The 19,544-nt window shown below is 65.7% G+C and carries 22 protein-coding genes and 2 pseudogenes; 11 read left to right on the top strand and 13 right to left on the bottom strand.

Features of this window, described 5'->3' with window-relative positions; translation table 11 throughout:
* Positions 1-147: 147 nt before the first annotated feature.
* From ruvX to RE429_RS14825, 5 genes are all read right to left on the bottom strand, one after another.
* On the bottom strand, positions 148-708 hold the full coding sequence (gene ruvX / locus RE429_RS14845) for a Holliday junction resolvase RuvX (protein WP_414471504.1): 561 nt from the start codon (positions 706-708) through the stop codon (positions 148-150).
* A gap of 88 nt (positions 709-796) precedes the next feature.
* Positions 797-1,930 carry an ABC transporter ATP-binding protein gene (locus RE429_RS14840; protein WP_414471503.1) on the bottom strand — a complete coding sequence of 378 codons (1,134 nt, stop codon included), beginning with the start codon at positions 1,928-1,930 and terminating at the stop codon, positions 797-799.
* A gap of 32 nt (positions 1,931-1,962) precedes the next feature.
* Positions 1,963-2,787: a carbohydrate ABC transporter permease gene (locus RE429_RS14835; RefSeq protein ID WP_414471502.1), complete on the bottom strand. Its 825-nt coding sequence runs from the start codon at positions 2,785-2,787 to the stop codon at positions 1,963-1,965.
* A complete protein-coding gene (locus tag RE429_RS14830) occupies positions 2,784-3,755 on the bottom strand; it encodes a carbohydrate ABC transporter permease (RefSeq protein WP_414471501.1) in 972 nt (323 codons plus the stop codon). Before RE429_RS14830 ends, RE429_RS14835 begins: the two co-directional genes overlap by 4 nt.
* A 2-nt stretch (positions 3,756-3,757) precedes the next feature.
* A complete protein-coding gene (locus RE429_RS14825; protein WP_414471500.1) occupies positions 3,758-5,023 on the bottom strand; it encodes an ABC transporter substrate-binding protein in 1,266 nt (421 codons plus the stop codon).
* 131 nt (positions 5,024-5,154) lie between these two features.
* Between RE429_RS14825 and RE429_RS14820 the strand changes: the two genes are divergently transcribed.
* From RE429_RS14820 to RE429_RS14805, 4 genes are all read left to right on the top strand, one after another.
* Positions 5,155-5,856, top strand: coding sequence for a metal-dependent hydrolase (locus tag RE429_RS14820; protein ID WP_414471499.1), 702 nt, complete (start codon positions 5,155-5,157; stop codon positions 5,854-5,856).
* A 153-nt stretch (positions 5,857-6,009) separates the two neighbouring features.
* On the top strand, positions 6,010-6,297 hold the full coding sequence (gatC, locus tag RE429_RS14815) for an Asp-tRNA(Asn)/Glu-tRNA(Gln) amidotransferase subunit GatC (RefSeq protein ID WP_414471498.1): 288 nt from the start codon (positions 6,010-6,012) through the stop codon (positions 6,295-6,297).
* A 121-nt stretch (positions 6,298-6,418) separates the two neighbouring features.
* A complete protein-coding gene (gatA, locus tag RE429_RS14810) occupies positions 6,419-7,933 on the top strand; it encodes an Asp-tRNA(Asn)/Glu-tRNA(Gln) amidotransferase subunit GatA (protein ID WP_414471497.1) in 1,515 nt (504 codons plus the stop codon).
* 4 nt (positions 7,934-7,937) lie between these two features.
* Entirely contained in the window at positions 7,938-8,237 is a 300-nt protein-coding gene (locus RE429_RS14805) for a hypothetical protein (protein ID WP_414471496.1), read from the top strand.
* Positions 8,238-8,253: 16 nt separating this feature from the next.
* Here the strand turns inward: RE429_RS14805 and RE429_RS14800 are convergent, their stop codons facing one another.
* On the bottom strand, positions 8,254-8,955 hold the full coding sequence (locus tag RE429_RS14800; RefSeq protein ID WP_414471495.1) for an ArsR/SmtB family transcription factor: 702 nt from the start codon (positions 8,953-8,955) through the stop codon (positions 8,254-8,256).
* 136 nt (positions 8,956-9,091) lie between these two features.
* On the opposite strand from RE429_RS14800, the gene RE429_RS14795 reads away from it, so the two are divergent.
* Positions 9,092-9,913, top strand: a complete 822-nt coding sequence (locus tag RE429_RS14795) for a DMT family transporter (protein ID WP_414471494.1) — start codon at positions 9,092-9,094, stop codon at positions 9,911-9,913.
* Here RE429_RS14795 and RE429_RS14790 read toward each other — a convergent pair.
* Positions 9,841-10,532, bottom strand: a pseudogene (locus tag RE429_RS14790) (IS5 family transposase); the annotation flags it as partial. The gene RE429_RS14795 and the pseudogene RE429_RS14790 overlap by 73 nt on opposite strands.
* Before the next feature lie 74 nt (positions 10,533-10,606).
* Between RE429_RS14790 and RE429_RS14785 the strand changes: the two are divergent.
* Positions 10,607-10,864: pseudogene (locus RE429_RS14785) on the top strand (EamA family transporter); the annotation flags it as partial.
* 78 nt (positions 10,865-10,942) lie between these two features.
* Here RE429_RS14785 and RE429_RS14780 read toward each other — a convergent pair.
* Positions 10,943-11,260 (bottom strand): hypothetical protein, encoded by a 318-nt coding sequence (locus RE429_RS14780; RefSeq protein WP_414471493.1) that lies wholly within the window; start codon positions 11,258-11,260, stop codon positions 10,943-10,945.
* Between the two features lie 223 nt (positions 11,261-11,483).
* Between RE429_RS14780 and gatB the strand changes: the two genes are divergently transcribed.
* Together gatB and RE429_RS14770 are read left to right on the top strand one after the other, a co-directional pair.
* Positions 11,484-12,959, top strand: a complete 1,476-nt coding sequence (gene gatB / locus RE429_RS14775; protein ID WP_414471492.1) for an Asp-tRNA(Asn)/Glu-tRNA(Gln) amidotransferase subunit GatB — start codon at positions 11,484-11,486, stop codon at positions 12,957-12,959.
* Positions 12,960-12,961: 2 nt separating this feature from the next.
* A complete protein-coding gene (locus RE429_RS14770; RefSeq protein WP_414471491.1) occupies positions 12,962-13,453 on the top strand; it encodes a GNAT family N-acetyltransferase in 492 nt (163 codons plus the stop codon).
* 16 nt (positions 13,454-13,469) lie between these two features.
* On the opposite strand, the gene RE429_RS14765 is transcribed toward RE429_RS14770, so the two are convergent.
* A complete protein-coding gene (locus RE429_RS14765; RefSeq protein WP_414471490.1) occupies positions 13,470-14,876 on the bottom strand; it encodes an adenylate/guanylate cyclase domain-containing protein in 1,407 nt (468 codons plus the stop codon).
* 239 nt (positions 14,877-15,115) lie between these two features.
* Entirely contained in the window at positions 15,116-15,526 is a 411-nt protein-coding gene (locus tag RE429_RS14760) for a DUF4345 domain-containing protein (protein WP_414471489.1), read from the bottom strand.
* A gap of 102 nt (positions 15,527-15,628) precedes the next feature.
* Between RE429_RS14760 and RE429_RS14755 the strand changes: the two genes are divergently transcribed.
* Together RE429_RS14755 and RE429_RS14750 are read left to right on the top strand one after the other, a co-directional pair.
* Positions 15,629-16,270 carry a glutathione S-transferase family protein gene (locus RE429_RS14755; protein WP_414471488.1) on the top strand — a complete coding sequence of 214 codons (642 nt, stop codon included), beginning with the start codon at positions 15,629-15,631 and terminating at the stop codon, positions 16,268-16,270.
* The gene (locus tag RE429_RS14750) at positions 16,267-16,725 is read left to right on the top strand and encodes an N-acetyltransferase family protein (RefSeq protein WP_414471487.1); all 459 of its coding nucleotides are present in this window, start codon (positions 16,267-16,269) and stop codon (positions 16,723-16,725) included. The genes RE429_RS14755 and RE429_RS14750 overlap by 4 nt, the downstream gene beginning before the upstream one ends.
* Positions 16,726-16,845: 120 nt before the next feature.
* On the opposite strand, the gene RE429_RS14745 is transcribed toward RE429_RS14750, so the two are convergent.
* Positions 16,846-17,571 (bottom strand): hypothetical protein, encoded by a 726-nt coding sequence (locus tag RE429_RS14745; protein ID WP_414471486.1) that lies wholly within the window; start codon positions 17,569-17,571, stop codon positions 16,846-16,848.
* A 249-nt stretch (positions 17,572-17,820) separates the two neighbouring features.
* Positions 17,821-18,075 carry a hypothetical protein gene (locus RE429_RS14740; RefSeq protein ID WP_414471485.1) on the bottom strand — a complete coding sequence of 85 codons (255 nt, stop codon included), beginning with the start codon at positions 18,073-18,075 and terminating at the stop codon, positions 17,821-17,823.
* A 186-nt stretch (positions 18,076-18,261) separates the two neighbouring features.
* Here RE429_RS14740 and RE429_RS14735 point away from each other — a divergent pair, with 186 nt between their 5' ends.
* Entirely contained in the window at positions 18,262-18,969 is a 708-nt protein-coding gene (locus RE429_RS14735) for a glutathione S-transferase N-terminal domain-containing protein (RefSeq protein ID WP_414474214.1), read from the top strand.
* Positions 18,970-19,132: 163 nt separating this feature from the next.
* Here the strand turns inward: RE429_RS14735 and RE429_RS14730 are convergent, their stop codons facing one another.
* Complete coding sequence (locus RE429_RS14730; protein WP_414471484.1) at positions 19,133-19,537, bottom strand: DUF2147 domain-containing protein; 405 nt, start codon at positions 19,535-19,537, stop codon at positions 19,133-19,135.
* Between the last annotated feature and the right edge of the window lie 7 nt (positions 19,538-19,544).

Genomic DNA, 19,544 nt, shown 5'->3' with positions numbered 1-19,544 from the left:
GAGAGTTTCTCAAGCCGGGCGAAAGTTTTTCAATCAGCGTCGTGGACGAGGGTCAGATAGGCTGCTTTTTCCGGGGCGTCAACCCCATTCGACGGCTTTCTGACATCTGAATGACGGAGGCTCGAAGCTTGGCGCTTGCGAGGGGGCTCAGTCGTCCAGCGCGCCGCTCTCCGGCGGTGCATCGAGGCCTGAATCGGAGCGGTATTGGGCCTCGTCCTCCGCCGCTTCCGCGGCTGCCAGGATTCGCTCGTAGCGGTCGAGGGCTCCCTGCAGGATGTAGGCTGCCGCCATCTTGTCCACTGCATCGGCGCGCTTCGCCCGGGAGGTGTCCGCATCCAGCAGCGTGCGGGTGACCACCATGGTGGACATGCGCTCGTCCCAGAACAGCACCGGCAGAGGCAGAAGGGGTTTCAGGTTGCGCACGAAGGCGCGGGTCGCCTGGGAGCGTGGGCCTTCGGAGCCGTCCATGTTGAGGGGCAGACCGAACACGAATCCGCCGACCTCGTAGCGTTCCGTCAGGGCCTTGATCTGCTGCACGTCGGGAGTGAACTTGACCCGCTTGAGCGTCTCGAGCGGCGTCGCGATCCGCCTCTCCACATCCGAGAGGGCAAGGCCGATGGTCTTGGTGCCGAGATCGACGCCCATGAGGCGCGCCCGGGGGCTCAACGCCTCCATGAAGGCGGTCAGCTCGTCGTCCTTCGAGATCATGGGCGCCTCCTCGCGTCGCTGCTTCGAGCCAGCCAGTATAGAGGAAGTCGTCCGGCGTCGAGATGGGGCGCGCGGGACGGGCTCCCGCTCAGGCGGCCCTGGTGCCGGGCTTCGGAGACGGGGGAGGGCTCATGCCGGCGGCCAGGGGCGGCAGAGCCTCGCCCGTCTCCTTGAAGAGGTGGCAGGATTCCGGGGCGAGCGCGAGCGAGACCTCCTGGCCCGCGGCGTGGCGCGCGTCGCCGGGCTCGCGAACCGTGAGGGGGCGCTCGAGGCCCGCATCCACATAGATCAGGTGATTCTCGCCCAGTTCCTCCACCAGCGCGACGCGGCCGGCGAGAGCGCCCCGGCTCGCGATCCTCACATGGTCCGGGCGGATACCGAGGATGACGGGCTCGCCCGCGCGCAACGTGCCGCCCGGGACCGGGACGGCGATCGTGCTCCCCGACGGGAGCTGCACCTCCACGCCATCCGGGCCGAGATGCGAGATCCTGCCCGGAATGAAGTTCATCTGGGGCGAGCCGAGGAAACCCGCGACGAAGAGATTGGCCGGGCGGTGATAGAGTTCGAGCGGCGTGCCCACCTGCTCGATGCGTCCTGCGTTGAGCACCACGATCCTGTCCGCGAGCGTCATCGCCTCGACCTGATCGTGGGTGACGTAGATCATCGTGGCGCGGGTGTCCGCGTGCAGCTTCGCGATCTCGATGCGGGTCTGCACGCGAAGCGCCGCATCGAGGTTCGACAGCGGCTCGTCGAAGAGAAACACTTTCGGATTGCGCACGATGGCGCGGCCGATGGCGACGCGCTGGCGCTGGCCGCCGGAGAGCTGGCGCGGCTTGCGGTCGAGCAGGGCCTCGATCTGCAGCATGCGCGCGGCCTCGCGCACTTTCGCGTCGATCTCGGGCTTCGAGGATTTCGCCAGCTCCAGCCCGAAGGCCATGTTGTCGTAGACGTTCATATGCGGATAGAGCGCATAGGACTGGAACACCATGGCGATGCCGCGCTTGGCGGGAACCAGGTCGTTCACGCGCTCCGAGCCGATGTAGAGATCGCCGGACGTGATGTCCTCGAGGCCCGCGATCAGGCGCAGGAGGGTCGATTTTCCGCAGCCCGAGGGGCCGACGAAGACGATGAACTCGCCGTCCCCGATCTCAAGATCGACGCCGTGGATCACACGGGCCCTGCCGAAGGATTTCCGGATATTCCTGAGAGCGACATCAGCCATCTGACAGTCCTGAAGCTATCCCTTGCCCTAAGCTATCCCTTGACCGCGCCCGCCGTGAGCCCGGCCACGATCTTGCGCTGAAAGGCGAGCACCAGGGCGATGATGGGCAGGGTCACGATCACCGAGGCCGCCATGATGGTGCCCCAGGGCAGTTCGTAGGCGGTCGAGCCGCTCATGAGCGCGATGGCGGGCGGCACCGTGCGCCGCTCGTTCGTCAGGGTGAAGGTGAGGGCGAAGAGGAACTCGTTCCACGACACGATGAAGGCGAGAAGGCCCGTGGTGACGGCGGCCGGCATCATGAGCGGCAGAAAGACCCGGCGCACCACGATCCAGGGCGTCGCGCCGTCGACGAAGGCCGCCTCCTCGATCTCCTTCGGCAGTTCGCGCATGAAGGTGGTGAGCACCCAGATCGTGAAGGGCAGGGTGAGCATGAGATTGGCGAGGATCAGGCCGGGCAGGGTGTTGTAGAGGCCCAGGGTCCGGATCAGCTCGAACATGCCCGACAAGACCGCTACCTGCGGGAACATGGAAACCGCCAGGATGGTCATGAGCAGGAGCGAGCGGCCCCGGAAGCGGATGCGTCCGAAGGCATAGGCCGCCGTGAGGCCGAGCGCGAGCGACAGGGCCACCACGAAGGCCGCCACCACGACGGAGTTGGCGATGTTCGTGCCGAAGGGCTGGCGCTCGAACACGGCGACGTAGTTGGAGACGTCCAGCCGCTCCGGAAGATACGCCACGGAGAACAGTTCGGCTCCCGATCGGAAGGACGAGATCACCGCGTAGTAGAACGGGAAGATCGAGAACAGGCCGATGGCGAGCACGAGCAGCCAGAACCCGATGCGTGCGAGGAGCCTCATCGCGTCTCCCCTCCCAACCGGACCCGTCCCGCCACCATGGTGACGGCGATAAGGAGGGCGATGATGAGAAAGATGAGGGTGGAGGCCGCGGAGCCGAGGCCCACCTCCTGGAAGTCCACGAGCTGCTGGCGCGCATAGACCGACATCGACATGGTGTCCCGCGAATTGGCCGAGAGCACGTAGATCAGGTCGAAGACCCGCAGCGCATCGAGCGCGCGGAAGATCACGGCGACGAGGAGGGCCGGCCTGATGAGCGGCAGCGTGACCCGGAAGAACACCTTGACCGGATGGACCCCGTCCACCTTCGCGGCCTCGAAGATGTCGCCCGGCAGCATCTGGAGCGCGGCTAGGATGAGGAGCGCCATGAAGGGCGTGGTCTTCCACACGTCCACCATCACCACGGCCCACAACGCGGTGTCCGGGTTGGCGGTCCAGGCGATCGGCGCGGCGATCAGGCCGAGGCGCAACAGCAGGTCGTTGATCACGCCGAACTGGTCGTGCAGCATCCAGTTCCACATGCGCGCGGAGACCACGGTGGGAATCGCCCAGGGGATGAGCACGACCGCGCGCATGATGCCGCGTCCCGGGAAGGAGGCGTTCAGGATCAGCGCCACGACGGTGCCGAGCACGGTCTCGATCGACACGGAGACGGCCGTGAACCATACGGTGTTCCACACCGAGCGCCACCAGTCGGGATCGGTCAGCAGGCCGAGCCATTCGCCGTCGTAGTTGGCAAGGTAGTTCTCGAGGCCGATGAACCGGTAGTCGCCAAGGTTGCTGAGATGGGCGTCCGTGAAGCTGAACCAGATGGTCCGCGCGAGCGGCCATCCCGCGATGAGGGCGAGCACGATCAGGCTCGGCGCGATGAGGAGCCATGCCGCCCTGACGCGCGATCGGGTCAGGGCGGATCGGCCTGCCCGCGCCGCGTCGCGCGCGGGCCCGGTCGCGTGGAGCGCAGCGCCCGACATGGTTATTGCCAGCCGTTGCGCTTGATCCGCTTCAGGTCCCGGTCGAGGCGGTTCAGGGCCTGCTCGGGCTGGGCGCGCTTCGAGAGCACCTGATGGACCGCGTTGAAGAACTCGGTCGAGACCTTGTTGTAGTTCTGGCCGGTGACCGTCGCAGGGCGGGCGACGGCGTTCGAGAAGACGTCCGCCAGCTCGCCGATGAAGGGGTTCGCCCTGGCGATGTCGGCATCGCCGTAGAGCGACACGATGGTGGGGTTGAACGAGCCTTGAACCGCGCGGCGCTTCTGCTCCTCCGGACCCGTCAGGTAAAGGACGAGGTCGATGGCGGCGTCGGCGTTCTTGGAATACTTGGACACGGCGAGGAGCTGTCCGCCCAGCGTGCCCGCATGGCGCCCGTCCGCGCCGCCCTTCGGCAGGGGCGCGATGCCGACCTTGTCTCTGATGGTGCTGTCCGCGCCCTGCGCGAGCGCCCAGGCATAGGGCCAGTTGCGCATGAAGGCGGCATTGCCCGCCTGGAAGACGCCGCGGGATTCCTCTTCCGTGTAGTTGAGGACGCCCTCCGGCGTGATGCCGCCGACCCAGCCCGCCGCCGTCTTGAGAGCCTCGGCGGCCTTCGGATTGTCGACCGTGATCTCGCCCTTCTCGTCGACGATGGTGCCGCCGTTGTGGGAGGCGATCCATTCGAGGGCGTTGGTGGTCAGGCCCTCATAGGCGCGGCCCTGCCAGACATAACCCCAAAAGTCGGTCTTACCCTCCTTGCGCTCGCCCTCCTGGACGATGCGCGCGGTCTCGGTCAGATCCGCCCAGGTCTGCGGCACCGGACGCTTGTATTTCTCGAGCAGATCCTTGCGGTAATAGAGCAGGCCCGCATCGGCGAACCAGGGCATGGCCATGACCTTGCCGTTCACCTCGCTCGTCTGCGCCATGGCGGGCAGGTGCTGGCCGATCTCGCCCCGGGCCTTCGCGGTCAGGTCCTGCAGGTGATCGGCCAGGATGCCCGTCCACACCACGTCGATCTGAAAGACGTCGACGTCGCCCGCACCGGCGGCGAGCAATTGCTGGTACAGCGCCAGGCGCTCGGTCGCCGAGTTCGGCGTCGAGACGATCTTGACCGTGTTGCCGGTCTTCTTGGCCCAGGCATCGACGCCCTGCTTGCAGATCTCGTATTCTTGGCCTAGCGCGCTGCACGAAATGGAGATCTCGGCGGCGGAGGCGCTCACCGTGGCGAACAGGCCGGCCGCGAAGGTGAGGCTGGCGATCGGGCGTGACATGGCTATCCTCCAGCATGCTCGGTGGTTATTGCTTAGCTTGATAAGCCCAGGGGCTTGGTTTTGTTCCTCTGCGACGTGGCCGACCGGCGGCCTTGCCCCATCTTCATGCTCGTTTCAGCGAAGGTGCCCACATGAAAATCACTTGGTATGGACATTCCGCCTTCCGGCTCGATTTCGCCGACAAGGCCGTGCTCATCGACCCGTTCTTTACCGGCAATCCCGCTTTCGAGGGGGACCGGGCGAAGATCGTCGAGGGGGTGAGCCACATTCTCCTCACCCACGGCCACGGCGATCACATCGGCGACACGGTGGAGATCGCGAAGGCGACGGGCGCGAAGGTCGTGACCAATTTCGAGCTGTGCATGTACCTGACGAAGCAGGGCGTCCAGAACGTCGATTCCATGAACACGGGCGGGACCACGGACCAGGACGGCTTCACCGTCACCCTGGTGCGGGCGGATCATTCGTCCGGCCTCGTGGAGATGGACGTGAACTTTCCCCTGGGCTCCGCCAACGGGATCGTCGTGAAGGCTCCGGGGGAGCCGACCGTCTACCACATGGGCGATACGGACATTTTCGGCGACATGGCCCTGATCGCCGAGATCCACCGGCCGGACGTCGCGATCGTCCCGATCGGCGACCGCTACACCATGGGCCCGGAGGTCGCGGCGCTCGCGGTCGAGCGCTATTTCGGCGACCTGAAGGCGGCCATTCCCTGCCATTACGCCTCCTTCCCGCCGCTCGTGCCCAATGCGGACCGCTTCGTGGCGGCCCTGGAGGGGAAGGGCGTCCAGGTCGTGGTCCCGCACAAGACCGTGGCCGTGAGGATTTGAACGGATCGAATGCCGCCTTTCCGCGCCATGCCCGCAACACGTGCGGGCGTGACGGTGTCAGGGTGGGCAACGGGGTTCGATATCCGCCGTTGCCCCCTAAGGCGGGCGGGTGCTATAGCCCGCGGACGCTTTTTCCAAGGGGTATGACCATTCATGTCGGTCGATGAGAAAACGGTCCGCCGCATCGCCCATCTGGCGCGCATTGCCGTGACGGATGAGGATGTGCCTCACCTCCAGGGTGAACTCAACGCGATTCTCGCCTTCGTCGAGCAGCTCAACGAGGTGAACGTGGACGGCGTCGAGCCCATGACTTCCGTGACGCCCATGACCATGAAGAAGCGCCAGGACGGCGTGACCGACGGCGGCTATGCGGACAAGATCGTCCAGAACGCCCCCGCGACCGAGGACAACTTCTTCCTGGTGCCGAAGGTGGTCGAATAAGGCGCCGGCCTTTTTCGACCCGCCCCGGGCCCGCGAAGCGCGACCCGGGGATCTCCCGCAGAATAAGGCGTGAATGGCCGGGACAAGCCGGCCGTGACGTCGAGACAAGAGATCCAGTCCCGTGACCGAACTGACCCATCTCACGATTTCCGAGGCCCGCGACGGTCTGAAGGCCAAGACGTTCTCGGCCTCCGAGCTCGCGCAGGCCCACATCGCCGCCATCGAGAAGGCGAGGGCGCTCAACGCCTATGTGCTCGAGACGCCCGAAAAGGCGCTCGCCATGGCCAAGGCGTCCGACGAGAAGATCGCCAAGGGCGAGACGCGCCCGCTGGAAGGCATTCCGCTGGGCATCAAGGACCTGTTCTGCACGGAAGGCGTGGTGTCCACCGCCGCCTCCAGGATCCTCGGCAATTTCAACCCGCCCTACGAATCCACCGTCACCCGGAATCTCTGGAACGACGGCGCGGTGATGCTCGGCAAGCTCAACATGGACGAGTTCGCCATGGGCTCCTCCAACGAGACCAGCGCCTTCGGGCCCGTGGTGTCGCCCTGGCGGCGCGAGGGTTCGAACGTGAGCGCGGGCGCCTCCGGTGCGATTGAAGGCACGCATCTCGTTCCCGGCGGCTCGTCGGGCGGCTCGGCCGCCGCCGTCGCGGCGCATCTGTGCCTCGGCGCGACCGCGACCGATACCGGCGGCTCGATCCGCCAGCCCGCCGCCTTCACGGGCACGGTCGGCATCAAGCCGACCTATGGCCGCGTCTCCCGCTGGGGCACCGTGGCCTTCGCGTCGTCGCTCGACCAGGCGGGCCCCATCGCCCGCACGGTGCGCGACGCCGCCATCATGCTGCGCTCCATGGCCGGTCCCGACGCCAAGGACACGACCTGCGTCGATCTGCCGGTTCCGGATTTCGAGGCCGCCGTCTCGCGCGGCGTGAAGGGCCTTAAGATCGGCATTCCGAAGGAATATCGCGTCGAGGGCATGTCGCCGGAGATCGAGGCGCTCTGGCACCAGGGCGCGGAGTGGCTGCGCGCCGCCGGCGCCGAGATCGTCGAGGTCTCCCTGCCGCACACCAAATACGCGCTGCCGGCCTACTACATCGTGGCCCCGGCCGAGGCGTCCTCGAACCTCGCCCGCTACGACGGCGTGCGCTACGGCCTGCGCGAGAACGGCAAGGACATCGTCGACCTCTATGAGAAGTCCCGAGCCGCCGGTTTCGGCCGCGAGGTCAAGCGCCGCATCATGATCGGCACCTATGTGCTCTCGGCGGGCTATTACGACGCCTATTACGTGCGCGCCCAGAAGATCCGCACCCTCATCAAGCGCGACTTCGAAGAGGTCTATGCCCAGGGGGTCCACGCGATCCTGACCCCCGCGACCCCGTCCGCCGCCTTCGGCATCGGCGAGAAGGGCTCGGGCGATCCGGTCGAGATGTACCTCAACGACATCTTCACCGTGACCGTGAACATGGCGGGCCTGCCGGGTCTCGCGGTTCCGGCCGGCCTCGATTCGCAGGGCCTGCCGCTCGGCCTCCAGCTCATCGGCCGCGCCTTCGACGAGGAAACCCTCTTCGCCGTCGGCCAGGCGATCGAGGATGCCGCCGGCCGCATCGCGCTGCCCCGGCCCTGGTGGGCCTGAAGACGTGGGTCCCACCGTCCCCGTCATCCATCTCTGGGACTGGCTGCCCGCGGCTTTCGATCCGGTGCTGATCCTGGTCGCCGTGTGGCTCGGCTGGAAGGCCGACCAGTTCGGCAAGGTCGCGATCGCGGCCTTCGCGGCGCTCGGCCTGTCGGTCCTCGTGTCCTGGGCCATCAGCAGCCTCGGCATTCCCTGGATCGCGCCGGTCCGGGGCGATGCGCTGACGCTCTTTCCCGTGCGCTTCCTGGCGGCCGTCATCTGGGCGGCCGGAGCCTACGGGGCGCGGCGCGTGGCGAGGCGCTGAAAGGCCTTCTGCGGGATCACGCGATCCCGTCGATTCCGAACGTCGCCTTCAGACCATCGCGGCCCGCAGCCGTGATCGCCAAGGCGCGGCTGTCCTTGATGCGCTCGACCCAGCCCAGGTCGAATATCCTCGTGCAGAGCGCCGCGCCCAGGCGGCCCGCGAGATGCGGGCGGCGCTCGCTCCAGTCGAGGCAGGTCCGGCAGAGGGCGCGCTTGTCCTTCGGCCCGCTCTCCACCTCGATCCCGAAGGTGCAGAGAAACCGCCGGCCCTTCTCGGTCAGGGCGCCGGCGCTGTCCGACAGCACCAGATGATCCTGCGCCGTGAGGGCGTCCGTCAGCGCGACGCCGAGTCGGCCGGCCAGATGGTCGTAGCAGGTGCGGGCCCGGCGCAGGGCCTCGTCCTTCGGTCCCGTCGGCCGGTGCCGCCCCGGCCCGAAGGACGCGACGGCCATCAGGGCCTCGATGGCCTGGGCCACCTCGGGCGAGGCGAGCCGGTAATAGCGGTGCCGGCCCTGCTTCGTCATGGAGATCAGGCGGGCTTCGCTGAGCTTGGCGAGGTGGCCGCTCGCGGTCTGCGGGCTCACGCCGCCATGCCAGGCGAGCTCGCTCGCCGTCAGGGCGCGGCCGTCCATGAGCGACGAGAGGATGTTGGCGCGCGCCACGTCGCCCATGAGGGCGGCGATTTCCGCAAGGACGATGCCTGAAACGATGGGTGTCATCGGCCGATCATAGGCGAGCGCGGGGCGCCGGTCAGCCGGGAACGCTTCGGCCGTGACCGAAGCGTTCCAGCGCGACGGCGGAGGATCCGCGTGCCAGTTTGCCGCATCCCACACTGAACAAGAACGGATGCAGTCCATGGCGCCCAATTCCGCCCGCCCTCCCGTTGCCGAACTCGCCCTGCTGGCGCTCCTCGCGATGCTGTGGGGGGCGTCCTACACCTTCATCAAGATCGGCGTCGAGACGATCCCGCCCGTCACGCTGATTGCGGCCCGCACGCTCATCGCCGGGGGCGTGCTGCTGGTCGTCCTGCGCATGCGCGGCCTCCGGCTCCCGCGCGACGGCGCGACCTGGCGGAGCTTCGCGGTCCAGGCCTGCCTCAACAGCGTCTTTCCCTTCACCCTCATCGCCTGGGCCGAGCAATCCGTCGATGCGGGCCTCGCCGTGATCCTCAACGCCATGACGCCGGTCTTCACCTTCCTGGTCACATGGCTCTGGTCCCGGCACGAGGCCACGACCTTTCGCAAATTCGCGGGCGTCACGATCGGCCTGCTCGGAACCTGCATCATCGTCGGCACGCAGGCGCTGGCCCATGTGGGGCAGGAGCTGGCGGGGCAGCTCGCCGTCGTCGCGGCGACAATCTGCTATGCCGGGGCGGCGATCTTCGGGCGCAGCTTCAAGTCCCTCGATCCGATCATGCCGGCGACGGGGTCGCTGGTTTCGGGAGCCGTCATGCTGGTGCCCGTCAGCCTCGTCCTGGACCGCCCCTGGACGCTTCGCCCGTCGGAGGCCTCCATCCTGGCCCTAGGACGAATCCACATTCAGCACAGCCAGAGCATGATGGCGGCGAGGTGGATGAAGGCGAGGAAGTGGCAGGCGCGCCGGTCGTACCGGGTTGCAAAGCGTCGGCAGTGCTTGAGCTTGTTGAAGCAGCGTTCGATCCGATTGCGCAGTTTGTAGGCGGTGGCGTCATGGGCAATCGGCTGCTTGCGCGATCGGCTTGAGGGAATGACCGCCTCGGCGCCCATCGCCGCGATGGTCTGGCGCAGCTCGTTGGTGTCATAGGCCCGATCGGCCAGGACGGACCGGGCCTGGAAGCCGTCGAGCAGCGCCTTGGCGCCGAGGCAGTCGTGGCGCTGGCCGGCGCTCAGCAGGAAGCGCAGCGGTCGGCCGAGGCCGTCACAGATCATGTGGATCTTGGTGGTCAGACCCCCGCGGGAACGCCCCAGCGCCTGAGTGGCGGCCCCCCTTTTCCGGCGGCGGCCTGCTGATGGACGCGCACCAGGGTGGTGTCGAGCATGAGATAGTGATTGTCGCGATCCTTGATCAGCTCGGCAAACACCTGCTCCCAGACCCCGGCCTTGGTCCAGCGGGTAAAGCGGGCGTGGACGCTCTTCCATTTGCCGTAGCGCTCGGGCAGATGCTGCCAGAATGCTCCAGAGCGCAGCACCCACAAGACGCCGTTGACGAACAGGCGGTTATCCGCCCCGCTGCGGCCGGGGTCGCCCACCTTGCCCGGCAGCAGGGGGGCGATGCGCCGCCACTGGGCTTCGCTCAGTTCGTATCGCTTCACACCCATCGTCCGGCTCCGAATCAAACCACCTGCAACCCAGTGAGTCAGCTTTCTTCGCTCGTGTGAATCCTGAATGTGGATTGGCCCTAGTCGGATTGGCGGTCTTCTCGACGGCCCTAGCCTTCCTCATCTTCTTCCGGCTCGTCCGCACCCTGGGATCCCTGGGCGTCACGGCCCAAGGCTATCTGCGCGCCCCCATCGGCGTCGCCATCGGGGCTTATGTTCTGGGCGAAAGGCTCGACTCCTCCGCCTGGATCGGCCTGCTGTGCATCCTGGCGGGCGTATTGTTCATGACCTTGCCGGAGCGGGGGCGTCCGGCGGCGGCGCGGGCGGCCTGATCGCCCGTAGAGTCCTGTCCATGAAAAAGGGCCTGACCGAAGTCAGGCCCTTGCGGCAGCATCTCGCGAAACGCGGGATTACTGCTGCGGGGAAGCCGGAGCGGACGGCGAAGCGGGAGCCGACGGGGCTGCCGGAGCCGGGGCGCTCGGAGCGGCCGGGGCCGCAGGAGCCGGGGACGGGCTCGTCGACGGCGAGCTTTGCGTCTGCGGCGCCGTGCTGCCGGTCGTGCTCGGCTCGTTGCTGCCATCATAGAAGAGGAATGCGAGCAGGCCGAGGGCAATAACAAGACCGCCAATCACATAAGCAAGAGTATTGGAGCCGCGCGCGCTATTATCGTAGACGTTTGTCTCGCGATTGTAGACGTTCGGTTCGCGATCCATGGGATCCATAGCCATTTGTAACCTCCTTGACCGTTTTACCTCCCGTTCAACGCCTGATGTTGGCAGCGGTTTCATCCGAGCGTAGCATTAATCTTAAATAATTGTGACATAAGTGAAATTGATCTTGGGTGTAATGCGACAAATCTGAACGGCTGTTCATCTTGAAGGGGGGTTGACCCGGTTCCGCGTCGCTCTTACTCCGGGCAGGCAAACGCGAGAGATTAGAGGCGCAAGGCTCATGAACGCTCCGGTGAACCCGAAGAAGCTCATCAAAGGTGCGACAGGCGATTGGGAGATCGTGATCGGCATGGAGATCCATGCCCAGGTGACGAGCCAGGCCAAGCTGTTCTCCGGCGCCTCGACCGCTTTCGGCGGCGATCCGAACAGCCATGTGTCCCTGGTCGACGCGGCCATGCCCGGCATGCTGCCCGTGATCAACGAGGAATGCGTGCGCCAGGCGATCCGCACCGGCCTTGGCCTCAAGGCCGAGATCAACCTGAAGAGCACCTTCGACCGGAAGAACTATTTCTACCCGGACCTGCCGCAGGGCTACCAGATCAGCCAGTACAAGAGCCCCATCGTGGGCGAGGGCGAGGTGATCGTGGACGTGCCGGAGACGGGCGAGACGATCACGGTGCGCATCGAGCGCCTGCACCTTGAGCAGGATGCCGGCAAGTCGATCCACGACCTGCACCCGACCATGAGCTTCGTCGACCTCAACCGCTCGGGCGTGGCGCTCATGGAGATCGTGTCGAAGCCCGATCTGCGCACGGCCGACGAGGCGCGCGCCTACGTGACCAAGCTGCGCACGATCCTGCGCTATCTCGGCACCTGCGACGGGGACATGGACAAGGGCAACCTGCGCGCGGACGTGAACGTCTCCGTGCGCCGTCCGGGCGAGGAGCTGGGCACCCGCTGCGAGATCAAGAACGTCAACTCGATCCGCTTCATCGGCCAGGCCATCGAGTACGAGGCGCGCCGCCAGATCGCGATCATCGAGGACGGCGGCGTCATCGACCAGGAAACCCGTCTCTACGATCCGGGCAAGGGCGAGACCCGCTCCATGCGCTCCAAGGAAGAGGCGCACGACTACCGCTATTTCCCCGATCCGGACCTCCTGCCGCTCGAGTTCGACCAGGCCTATGTGGACAATCTCGCCCAGCACCTGCCCGAGCTGCCGGATGCCAAGAAGGCGCGCTTCATGGGCGATTACGGCCTGTCCGCCTATGATGCGAGCGTGCTCGTGGCCGAGCGCGCCTCCGCCGACTTCTTCGAGGAGGTCGCCAAGGGCCGCGACGGCAAGGCCGCCGCCAACTGGATCATCAACGAGCTGTTCGGCCGCCTGAACAAGGAAGGCAAGGACATCACGCAGACGCCGGTCTCCGCGAGCCAGCTCGGCGCCATCATCGAGCTCATCGGCGAGAACGTGATCTCCGGCAAGATCGCCAAGGACCTGTTCGAGATCGTCTTCACCGAAGGCGGCGACCCGCGCGACATCGTCGAGAAGCGCGGCATGAAGCAGGTGACCGATACCGGCGCCATCGAGACGGCCATCGACGCCGTCATCGCGGCCAATCCCGACAAGGTGGAGCAGGCCAAGGCCAAGCCCACGCTGCTCGGCTGGTTCGTCGGCCAGGTGATGAAGCAGACGGGCGGCAAGGCCAATCCGCAGGCCGTCAACGAGATCCTGAAGGCGAAGCTCGGGATCGAGTGATCGTGAGCGGGGCGTTCGATCAAACCCTGCGCGCCGCCGAAGACCGCGACGCGCAGGACCTCTTCGGGCTTCTGGCGCTCTGCTTTGCGGATTATCCCGGCTGTTTCGTCGACCCTCACGACGACCTGAAGGACCTTCGCATGCCGGGATCGTCGCCCCGGCCCGACGACGGCCTTCTGTGGGTGACGGAGGACGAGAGCGGGCGCGTCTGCGCATGCGCCGCCATGGACTTCCCCGAAGCCGGCATCGCCGAACTGCGCCGCCTCTACGTGCGCCCCGACCGGCGCGGGAAGGGCCTCGGCTCGTTCCTGGTGCGGGCCGTGGAGCGCCACGCCCGCGAGAAGGGGGCCCGGCGCCTGGTTCTGTGGTCCGACACCCGCTTCACCGATGCCCACCGGCTCTACGGGAAGCTGGGCTATACGAAGACGGGCGGCATGCGCGATCTCGGCGATATCTCGCATTCGTCGGAATATCACTTCGAGAAGGCGCTGTAGGGCGGGACGGCACCTTTCACGGAATTTCGTAGATGGAAAACTCGTTGTTGATCCCGCGCAGGATGGTCTTCTGAAGCGTCGGGTGGAGGCCCTGCAGCTCGATCACCTCCTGGGCCTCGGGATTCTCGACGACCGATCCCGTCGCAAAGATCGAGTGCGACGCCGCGAGATTCTGGACCCGTGATGCGATGTTCACGGTCTGCCCGAAATAGTCCTGGCGCTCGTTCAGGACCACGGCGAGGCATGGCCCTTCGTGGATGCCGATCTTGAGGAGAAGGTCTTCCCGCCCGCGCTGTTCGTTGAGGCCGCGCATGGCCTGGCGCATCCGGAGTGCGGCCGAGACCGCATGATCCGGCGTCGGGAACGTGGCCATGACGGCATCGCCGATGGTTTTCACGACGGCTCCGGCTTCCGAGGCGACGATCTCGTTCAGCACACGGAAATGCTCCCGGACCAGGTCGTAGGCCACGAGGTCGCCGACGCGCTCATAGAGCTCCGTCGAGCCTTTGAGGTCGGTGAACAGGAAGGTCAGGCTCGTGATCTTCAGGCGCTGGTCCACATCGAGCGTGTCCGTCCGGAACATGTCGCGGAAGGTCTGGTTCGTCAGAAGGCGCTTGGCGGTCAGGAACGGACGGCGGCGCTCCATCAGGCGGTGCAGGGCGTCGTTGGCCAGCCACACGGCGGGCAGGGTACGCCGCTTCGTGTGGTTCTCGAGCGAGAGCCGCAGCGGGCCGGGGCGCAGCTCGAGGGTGCGGTTTTCCGTGTGCAGTTCGCTCAGGACCAGGGACAGGTTCTGGCGCTCGCGGGTCGGTTCTCCCTTCACGTCGATGAACTGGGCCGCATGGGTGACGGGATCGAAGACGATGACGAATTGGGGCGGGAGCTGGAGCGACAGGATGACCCGGTCGCCGGGAGGCAGCTCGACGGCATCGATCACGATGTCCTCGAGCTGCTCGTCGAGATTGTCCGGCAGGTCGATGCCGGAACTCCAGAAGACCTGCCGCAGGTATTCGGTCATCGGAAGCTTGTCGGGATTGTGGGCGGCGATCTCGCGCACCCGCGGGCTGACCGTGAACGTGACCTCGACCATTTCGTCGAGCGTCGGCTCGTAGCCGGCGGCGCAGAGGGCGCAGCTGTACGCCTCCCTTTTCAGGGACCTGAGGCTGGTGCCCGCATCCATGACCCCGCCGCATCCGGGACACAGGACGTTCCAGGACATCTCGAAAAGCCCGAGCCGGGCCGCATGCAGGAAGGCCGCGATGGCGCGCTCCTCGTCGAGGCGATGCTTGCCCGCGAAGGCAAGGACGTTGATGCGGTTCAGTTCGTGGTCCGCTGCATCGTCGATCAGGCGCTCGATCCGATCCACGATCAGAGGGTCCGCGGACTGCCTGAGAACGGCAAGGAGTTTCTGCGCTTCACTCATGGTCCGACCTCCTTCGAGGTGGAGAGATTCGCTTGCGGCCCCGGGAATCTCGGGACCCCGGGTATCCCGTGTCGAGGGCGCTCGTCCCTCGCTCGAGGCCGGCTTCGGTGCTTCCAGAATAGCACCTAATCCTCTGAAGGGCTTGTAAAACAAGGAATTGGGCCGGGAATTCGGTCAAGAGACGGTGAGAAGGCGTCATTCTTCGCCCCATCGCGGCGGTCTGGTTCGACGGCGTCGGGTTATGCGTCCGCGACGCCGAATTCCTCGGCGTAGCGGTTTGCGATCCGCGTCTGCCACAGGCACAGAACCGGCGCGACGACGAGTTCCACGACCAGGCCGCCGACCATGAAGAAGGAGGGCAGTCCGGTCAGGGCGAGCCCGATGAGCCGTCCCAGCCCGCCGATCACGACGAGCAGCGTGAGCAGCCGGAAGCGGCCCGTCTTGTCCTCGATGGACGGCAGCGTGCTCCAGAAGCACAGGCCGATGCCGAGCAGCAGGCCCGACAGGAAGCGAAAGTGGCTCTCCGCCGAGATGCTCACCGCGTCGCCCGTGAGCGCCTGCCCGAAGAGAACGCCATAGAGGCCGACCGCCACCGGTATGGTGGCCGCGACGGCCACGCTCTGCTGCAGCAGCTTCCGCTCACGATCCATGCTGGGCATAACTCCTCCTGCGGTTTCCTGCCTCCGCTTCCGTATCCTTCCGCAATCCAATAGAGTCTGCAAAGACAAGATGAACATTCGAGGAATCCGCTCATGCCTGCGCGCTTTGAACTCAACGGGATCGCCTTCTCCGGCCCGACCTACAAGGTGGGGCTGATGCTGGCCCTGGCGGGTGAGCCGTTCGACTACGTGCACGTGAACATGATGCAGGGCGAGCATAAGCAACCCGCCTACATGTCGAAGCAGCGCTTCGGTCAGGTGCCGCTGCTCATCGACCGCAACAATGGGCGGCATCTCTGCCAGTCGGCCGCGATCCTCGAATACCTTTCGGACACGCTCGGCAAATTCGGCGGAGCGACCCTGGACGAGCGCCTGCGGGCACGGGAGTGGCTGTACTGGGACTTCGACCGGCTCGCCTCGCCGGTGTATCGCGCCCGCACCATCAAGCTCGGCATCCGCCCGGCTCCTCAGGAGGTGTACGACGCCAATGTCGCCGGCGGAAATGCCGCCCTGACGGTGCTCGACGAGCACCTTTCGGGCCGCGACTGGATCGTCGGGGAGGGTGTCACCATCGCCGATATCGACATCTACGGCGTCGTCGCCTACGCCGATGAGGCGGGCTTCGACCTCGCCGGATACGCCAATCTCCAGGCCTGGATGAACCGCTTCGAGGCACTGCCCGGCTTCGCCTCGACGAAGGCCCTGCTGCCGATGGAATCGCGGGTGGCGGCATGAGCGATCTGGAATTCCGGGAAGCGAGGGCGGGCGATCTCGAAGCGATCATCCGCCTTCACGAAGAGGACGATCTCGGAACGCATGGCGATGTGTGGTCGGAGGAGACCAGGCCGGCCTATGAGGCGGCATTCGCCGCCATTGCCCGCAGCCCCGAGAACAGGCTGTTCGTGGCCGTGGATGGCCACGAGGTCGTCGGCACGTTCCAGCTCACCTTCATTCCCAACCTCACCGGGCGCGGCGCGCTTCGCGTGAAGGTGGAGAGCGTGAAGGTGAAGGCGTCGCGCCGCTCCGGAGGCATCGGCGGCAGGATGATCGCCTATGCCGAGCAGCAGGCCCGCCTCGGCGGCGCCAGGGCCATGGAGCTGACCTCCAACAAGACCCGCAAGGACGCGCACCGATTCTACGAACGGCTGGGCTACTCACGCTCGCATGAGGGTTTCAAGAAGAAGCTCTGACGAGGCGTGGTGCCGGGCTGCGGGTCGCTGACGCGGCCCCACAGGTCGCGCGTGCGAAAACGGGCCCCGGTTTTCACGACCGTGGCCCTGCGGGTCGCTGAGGCGGCCCGCCGGGGCCGCTCAAACGATGCTCTGGTCGGTCCCGTGAGACGACAGGAAGGGTCTCGTCTCGGGCCAGGTCTCGAAATATTCGGTGAAGACCCGAGCCCATGTATCGGGCTCCCCTCGCCATTCGCTCGGATCCTTGCCGATGGAAAAGACATTCACGTTGCGCCGGGCCGGGCTCCTGTCGAGACGGTCGGCATAGCTCACGACGAGATACTCGCATCGGCGGCCGAAAAATTGGTCGGTCGCATCGCAGAGTTCTTCGATTTGCCAGGCGGTCATGCCCGGCGTGAGCGCTTGCGTGCGATCGGCCACGACATCCAGATTGTTCTGCGAGTTCGAGATCACGAAGACGAGGCGCTGCATCTTGCTCAAGGCGCGGAATTTTTCGGCGAGACGCTCGTATTTGTCCCTGGTGCCCTGGAAGTCGAGCGACAGGTCGTAACGACGATCCTCGTCGAGGAAGTCGTGCCAGAAATACGTATGATAGTCCCGCCAGTACGGAGCGTGATCGAGTTCCAGCGCATCTCGATGATCGGGAAAGAAGCGGCCGGATTCCAGGATCTTGAGCACCGACGACGGCGGGCAGATCAGCCAGTCGAAGGGGAGCCGCGATGCATCGAGGGCTTCCCCGTTCTTCAGGCAGGTCGATATGAGTTTGGCGTGCAGCCGGATCTGATGGGCCGACTGGCAGGACATGCCTAAGCTGACGATGGCCGTATGGGTTCCGATCAAGGACACCGCGTTCGCTCACGATCCGGTTCCGGCGGCGCGATTCCGGTTGTGCGGAAACGGGAACGCGGTCCGCCATGTGGGCGGAAGTCCTGATCAGCGCCCGTCCGGGAGGCAGGGTGCATGATGGTCTTCCCATCATGCACTTAGAGCATGTTTCGGCGACGTGGACCCGGTTCGCCGTCAAAAATGCAGCCGAGCCAAAGAAAAGAGCCGTTTCCACCGCGTGGAAACGGCTCTCGTCGAATCCGAGACGATTCAAGCCTTCGTGCCGCCCTTCAGGCGTGTGTTGCAGGCACTCCAGAACTTCGGCCACTTCATGTCGGCCTCGATCTTGCCGCCGGCCTTGGCGGCCTTCCACTCGGCGCTGCATTTGGTCAGGCGCTCGCGGGCGGCGAGCTGGGCGGCACTCGGCTCCTTCCCGGGCTTCATCTGAGCGGCCGCCGGAAGCGGGCCGGTGAAAGCCAGGGCCAGGGCGGCGGCCAGGGCGGCGTGCGTCAATCGGTTCGTCATGATCTCCCCCAAGAGCGCTTCGGTGGGCGCTAGGGACATCTCATATTGAAACAATGAAACATGCAAGGCCCCGGGGGCAGTCATGCGTTCTTTCCACCGCAAAGCGCATGTCTTGAGGATGCGATAGAGGACGCGATATCCTAACTTAACGTCAGATACATGTCGTCACACAAGGAGGGGCTCGCCATGGCGGCATCCGCCCAACAACCGATCGATCTCTATTACTGGCCGACCCCGAACGGATGGAAGATCACCATCATGCTCGAGGAATGCGGGCTGCTCTACACGATCCATCCGGTCAATATCGGCAAGGGCGACCAGTTCAAGCCGGAGTTCCTGGCGATCTCGCCCAACAACAAGATGCCCGCCATCGTCGATCCCGACGGGCCCGACGGGCAGCCGATCGCGATGTTCGAATCCGGCGCGATCCTGCAATATCTCGGCCGCAAGACCGGTCAATTCTATCCGCAGGACGAACGCAGGCGCGTCGAGGTCGACCAATGGCTGTTCTGGCAGATGGGCGGCTTCGGTCCCATGCTCGGACAGACACACCACTTCCGCATCTATGCGCCGGAAAAGGTGCCCTACGCCATCGATCGCTACACCAACGAGACGAACCGTCTCTACGGCGTGCTCGACAAGCGCCTCGCGGACCGGGACTATGTGGCGGGCGATTACTCGATCGCCGACATGGCCATCGCTCCCTGGGCCAAGATGTGGGAACGCCAGGGGCAGAACATCGAGGATTTCCCGAACGTGAAGCGCTGGCTGGCCGCCGTGCTGGACCGTCCGGCGGTCCAGCGGGCGCTCGAGGTCAATGCCGAGGACCGCGGGTCCTACGACATGAAGGATCCCGCCGTTCAGGCCATCCTCTTCGGCCAGAAGGCGCGGTGAGCCATCCTACGCTAGAGCCTTTGCCATGAACTTCGGTTCATGGCAAAGGCTCCTGTTGTTTGAGAAAGACGCCTTTTCTTCGCAAAACCGGCATCCACTTTTGCGGAAAAGGCTCTAGCGTCATGGCCGTGCCTGCCACGGCCGTGGTGCCCGAGGAGGCTCCTCAATTCAGCTTCGCCCAGATCTGGGAGCGGCAGATGAGGCCGCCCAGGACGCAGCCGGAGAGCTGCATGGACTTGCCCGCGAAGGTCATCTTGCCCGAATAGGTCCTGCCGTCCTTGTAGTTGTAGAGCTGGCCGGTGAAACCATCGCCCGAGGGCCGGATGTCGGAGATCATCTGAACGCCGACGAGGCTGCGCCCTTTCTGGGCGGCGTCGGGGTTGTTCACGTCCTTCGCGTCTCCCTGAACGGACACGATGGTTCCGCAATAGGCCTGCCCGCATCGGGCGATCCGCACCCGGGTTTCGCCGCTTTCGCTCAGATATGTCCCGCTCGGGTCCTGAGCCTGGGCGCGGGCCGCCCCCGTCAGCAGGCCGAGACCGAGCACGGCAAGGATCAGAGACTTCATGATCGTC

The organism is Microvirga sp. M2 (assembly GCF_047497095.1).
GTDB lineage: Bacteria > Pseudomonadota > Alphaproteobacteria > Rhizobiales > Beijerinckiaceae > Microvirga.
The sequence above is the reverse complement of the archived record's forward strand: the minus strand, read 5'-3'. Positions and strand labels throughout refer to the sequence as shown.